5 protein-coding genes are annotated in these 4,713 nt (G+C 57.9%); 3 read left to right on the top strand and 2 right to left on the bottom strand.

Annotated elements, in window-relative coordinates:
* On the top strand, positions 1 to 706 hold a 706-nt coding region (locus AC1DRJ_RS19465; protein WP_477803581.1), incomplete at its 5' end, for an HvfC family RiPP maturation protein.
* 334 nt (positions 707 to 1,040) lie between these two features.
* Positions 1,041 to 2,144 (top strand): AI-2E family transporter, encoded by a 1,104-nt coding sequence (locus AC1DRJ_RS19460; RefSeq protein ID WP_477803580.1) that lies wholly within the window; start codon positions 1,041 to 1,043, stop codon positions 2,142 to 2,144.
* A gap of 23 nt (positions 2,145 to 2,167) precedes the next feature.
* Here the strand turns inward: AC1DRJ_RS19460 and AC1DRJ_RS19455 are convergent, their stop codons facing one another.
* Both AC1DRJ_RS19455 and AC1DRJ_RS19450 read right to left on the bottom strand, forming a co-directional pair.
* Complete coding sequence (locus AC1DRJ_RS19455; protein WP_477803579.1) at positions 2,168 to 3,472, bottom strand: ATP-binding protein; 1,305 nt, start codon at positions 3,470 to 3,472, stop codon at positions 2,168 to 2,170.
* The gene (locus AC1DRJ_RS19450; RefSeq protein WP_477803578.1) at positions 3,469 to 4,209 is read right to left on the bottom strand and encodes a response regulator; all 741 of its coding nucleotides are present in this window, start codon (positions 4,207 to 4,209) and stop codon (positions 3,469 to 3,471) included. Before AC1DRJ_RS19450 ends, AC1DRJ_RS19455 begins: the two co-directional genes overlap by 4 nt.
* A 305-nt stretch (positions 4,210 to 4,514) precedes the next feature.
* Here AC1DRJ_RS19450 and AC1DRJ_RS19445 point away from each other — a divergent pair.
* Positions 4,515 to 4,713 (top strand): DUF2790 domain-containing protein (locus AC1DRJ_RS19445; RefSeq protein WP_477803577.1); only part of this gene is annotated, 199 nt, incomplete at its 3' end.

Below are 4,713 nucleotides of genomic sequence, written 5' to 3'. Positions count from 1 at the left end.
GCGCGATCCCGATCACTGCGCGCCGCCGGTTGAAATGAACGCCGCACGGGCTCAGGTGTATCGCGACCTGATTTTCGCCAACCTGTCGACGTTGCTCAGCGGGACGTTTCCGGTGCTGATCAAGATTCTCGGTGATGAGCAGTGGCGTTCGCTCGTGCGGATCTTCCTGCGGGACTACCGCGCGCGCACGCCGAAATTCGGGGAGATTGCCCAGGAGTTTGTCGAGTTTCTAGCGGCTGATCCGCAGGCGTTGAGCGAGGGCACATGGCCGCCGTTCATGGTGGAACTGGCACATTACGAATGGGTCGAGATGGCGTTGCAGCAGTCTGATGCCGAGCCGTTAGCGCCGGGTGATGTGGCGTTGATCCTTGAGCGGCCGTTGCGGGTATCGCCACTGGCGTGGCCGCTGGCGTATGCCTGGCCGGTGCAATTGGTGGGGCCGGACTTTCAACCGCAAGTGCCACCGGCTCAGCCGACATTATTGCTGGTGAGGCGGGCGGAGGACTGGAGTGTGAAGTTTTCTGAACTGAGCCCTTTGGCGTGGCGGTTGTTGCAGCGGATTGAGGAGTTTCCCGAACTGAATGGGCGTGCGCAGTTGGAAGGGCTGGCAATGGAGGCGGGAGCGAGCGGCTTGGCGGAATTTATGGACAGTGGCGCGGCGTTGTTGCGGCAGATGCATGGGGAAGGCGTTTTGGGCATGGTGTGATTCTACCCATGCCCATGCCCATGCAGAGCGGATTATCCCTATCCGCCCTTATCAAAAAACAATTTATGATAATTATTAATTTCGTTTCAGAGCCAGTTCAGTTTTTCATTGGTGTCGAGGAGCATTGGCAGGGAATTCAATGAGGGTCCTTTGTTCAGGTACCCACTCTTCTCATCTCTCGTTTCTAAAATCCCTTTGCCCCACGCCTTTTCACGAAGACGTGGGGATTTTTTTGCTCAGTTGTTTATGCCTGGGGATAGAGGGCGCTGTAGATATTTTACGTAGTCTGGATTTACCGATCTCACACCTTGTTTTCAGCTTCTGGAGCTTATGAATGCCCCCCTCGATCTTTTCCGAGAAGACCTTGTCCCGAAATATGCTCGATGTACTGATTCGTGCGGGGCTGCTCGCCATCATGGCGATTTTTTGCTTCCGGATTTTCAGTCCATTCATGAGTTTGATGCTGTGGTCAGTCATCCTGGCGATCACGCTCTATCCACTGCAACGCAGTCTTAGACGCAAGCTGGGTCGAAGCAACGGTTTCACAGCGGCGCTAATCGTGATTATTGCCATTGGCGTCCTGATAGCGACTGTCTGTCTGCTGGGACAGTCGTTGGTTGATTCGGTTGAGGGGGCTATGACGATGGTCAAAACTGGTAGCTTCCAGATTCCTCTACCGCCCGAAACGATCGCCCACTGGCCATTGGTGGGCAACCTGCTGCATAGCGTCTGGATGCAGGCTGTCACCGACCTGCCTGACCTGGTTCAAAAATACCTGCCTGAGATCAAGAACGTCGTCCTTGCCCTTTTAAGCCAGCTGGCAGGTGCCGGGATGGGGTTTCTCATGTTCATCGTCGCCTTGATGATCGCCGGCATCTTTATGGCGTTCGGTGAAAGTGGTGGCCGCAATGCGGTGCAAATTGTGTCGCGTATCTGTGGTCCCGTAAAAGGGCCAAAAATCACCACGCTGTGTACCTCCACCATTCGCGCAGTTGCGTGCGGTGTGATCGGTATAGCCTTCATTCAGATGCTGCTGGTGGGCGCCGGTTTCGTGGCGATGGGGGTGCCCGGCGCCGGCTTGTTAGCGCTTGTGCTGTTGCTGCTGGGTATCATGCAGTTACCCGCCACCTTGGTGACCGCTCCTGTGATCATTTACGTTTTTGCGAGTGAGGGGGTGAGTACGGTGTCCGTAGTATTTGCCATCTATGTGTTTATCGCGGGTTTGGCCGACAACGTGCTCAAGCCGATGTTGCTGGGTCGGGGCGTCGATGTACCGATGCCTGTGGTGCTGATTGGCGCTTTGGGCGGCATGATCAGCGGCGGCATTATTGGCTTGTTTATCGGCCCCGTTCTTCTTGCAGTCGGCTATCAGTTGTTCTGGCAATGGGTGAAAGACCAGCCGCGAGATAACGCGCTGGACGACCAGGGACTGGCTTGATGTCTTTAAGCGTAACGATGAGATCAGCTCGGTTGAATCGGCAATCCAAGCTCCGCACACAATCCGCCCCCCTCACGATTGCTCAGCGTCAACGACCCGCCGATGGCCGTTGCCAATTGCTGTGCAATCGCCAATCCCAACCCGGTCCCGCCAGTGCTGCGGTTACGCGAATTCTCCACTCGGTAAAACGGTTCCATTACGTGGGCCAGTTCTTCCTCGGCGATGCCTGGCCCGCGGTCCATGACTGTCACTGACAAGCTGCCGTTTCTGGTTTCTACCTTCAGTTCGGCCGCACCCGCGAACTTCAACGCATTGTCAGTGAGGTTCACCAATACCCGCCGCAACGCATGCGGCCGGGTATTGATTACCACGCCACTTTTGCCACTCAGTTGCACGTTTTTGCCCATGTCCTGATAGTCGAACACCAGGCTGTCGAGGAATGAATCCAGGTCGGTACGGCGGCTTTCTTCGGTGGCACCGTGAATGCTGCGCGCGTACGCGACGCCTTCGCGCACCAGGTGTTCCATTTCGCCGAGGTCGTTCCACAGCTTGTCTTTCTCGGTGGAGTCGTCCATGAATTCGGCGCGCAGTTTCATGCGGGTGATCGGGGTTTGCAGGTCGTGGGAGATCGCCGCCAGCAGCTGCATGCGTTCTTTGAGGTAGGCGGCGATGCGCGCCTGCATGGCATTGAACGCCTTGGCCGCGTGGGCGACTTCGGTCGGGCCTTTTTCGTCCAGGTGCACGGCGTGGGCATTGGGGTCGAGCGTCTCCACGGCTTGGGCGAGGCGCGTCAGCGGGCGGATCGCGATGCGCACGGCCAGCCAGGTACAGGCGATCAACAACGCCAGTTGGCCGAGTAAGACGAAGGGCAGCCACGGAGACAACGGCACCATCGACGGGCGTACGTCGATGGTGACGGGGCTGCCATCGGTCAGTTTCAGATGAACCTGGAAGTGTTTGATCGGGCCGGGAATATCGGTCACGGTCATCGGGTAATCCTTGCCGATGGCGTCCTTGATCGAGGTCACAGCAATCGGCGTGTCGCGCATGGTCTCGCCCGGCGAGCCTTCGTCCAGCAGATAGCGGTAATTGCGCCGGTCCAGTTGTTTCAGCCAGCTCATTCGTTCCGCCGCCGGCAAGCGGTCGAGGATGGCAATGGAGGTCGAGACGTCGGTCTCCAGGTTGCCGAGCATGGTGGTTTTTGCGGTTTCGTATCGCTCGTAATACTGCGCGCCGAAGGACAGTGCCTGCGCCAGGATCAAGCCGATCAGAAAGATCAGCGACAGTCGCGAGGCGAGGGTGCGGGGCCAGCGTAGGTTGAGGTTCATGAGGGCGCCCCGAGTACTTCCACTGCCAGTGAAAACACATAGCCCTCACTGCGCACGGTTTTTATGTAGGCCGGTTCGCGGGCGTCGTCGAGCAGACGCTGGCGCAAGCGACTGACCAGCAAGTCGATGGAGCGGTCGAACAAGTCGGCGTCACGGCCCTGGGTCAGGTTCAGCAGTTGATCGCGGTTGAGCACCCGTTGGGGGTGATCGAGAAACACCCGCAGCAAACGGTATTCGGCGCCGCTCAGCGCAACCATGGTGCCGTCCTTGTCCAGCAGGTGCCGGGCCGAGGTGTCCAGGCGCCAGCGACCGAACGCCAGCAGGCGACCGCTTTCAGTCACTATCAGGTTGGGCGGCAACATGCGCGTGCGGCGCAATACGGCGTTGATTCGGGCGAGCAGTTCGCGGGCGGCGAACGGTTTGACCAGGTAATCGTCGGCGCCCATTTCCAGGCCAATGATGCGGTCGGTTTCGTCGTTGCGTGCGGTGAGCATCAACACCGGGGTGGCCTTGTGTTTACCGGCGCGCAATTCGCGGCAAAGCATCAGGCCGTCGTCGCCGGGCATCATGATGTCGAGCACGATCAGGTCCACCAGCGTGGTTTCAAGAAACGCGCGCATCTGCCGGCCGTCTGCGACGACCGTAGTACGCAGGCCGTTCTTCTTGAGGTAGTTGCCTACCAGTTCCCGGATCTCGCGGTCATCGTCCACGATGAGAATGTGATCGACGTGTTCCATGGGGCCTGGCCTCTATCAATGGGGGATATCGCACAGTCTATCGAGCCCGGGACCGCTCGACTTTAGCCCTTTGTATTGCAGTGTATCTGGCATGGCAGCGGATACACCCAGACGCAAAAACACGGTTTTCCAGGGGTTTTGTATCGCTGTGTATCGAGGCCCGGCTTTGATACGTAGCGATTTACATGCGTCTGTTTTCGACACAGACCAGATACCTCGCAGGCTTCTAATAGGTTCCATCGAGGCAAACCAGACCGCCTCGGCTCAAACGAACCGCTGACCATTGAAGCCTTGAGGAAACCGCCATGAACACTAAAGCCATCTACGCCGCTTGCCTGTTTGCCGCACTGAACATCTGCACCTTGTCGGCCCGTGCCGAAGCAGACGTTACACCGAAAACCTACACCTACGGCACTCATTTGGACATCAAGAAAGTCGTGTCGCTGAAACAGGACGCGTCGCCGATCTGCGGGGTGGTGGATGCGCAACTGACCTACCTGGATT

Source organism: Pseudomonas sp. P5_B2, assembly GCF_056400445.1.
The sequence above is the reverse complement of the archived record's forward strand: the minus strand, read 5'-3'. Positions and strand labels throughout refer to the sequence as shown.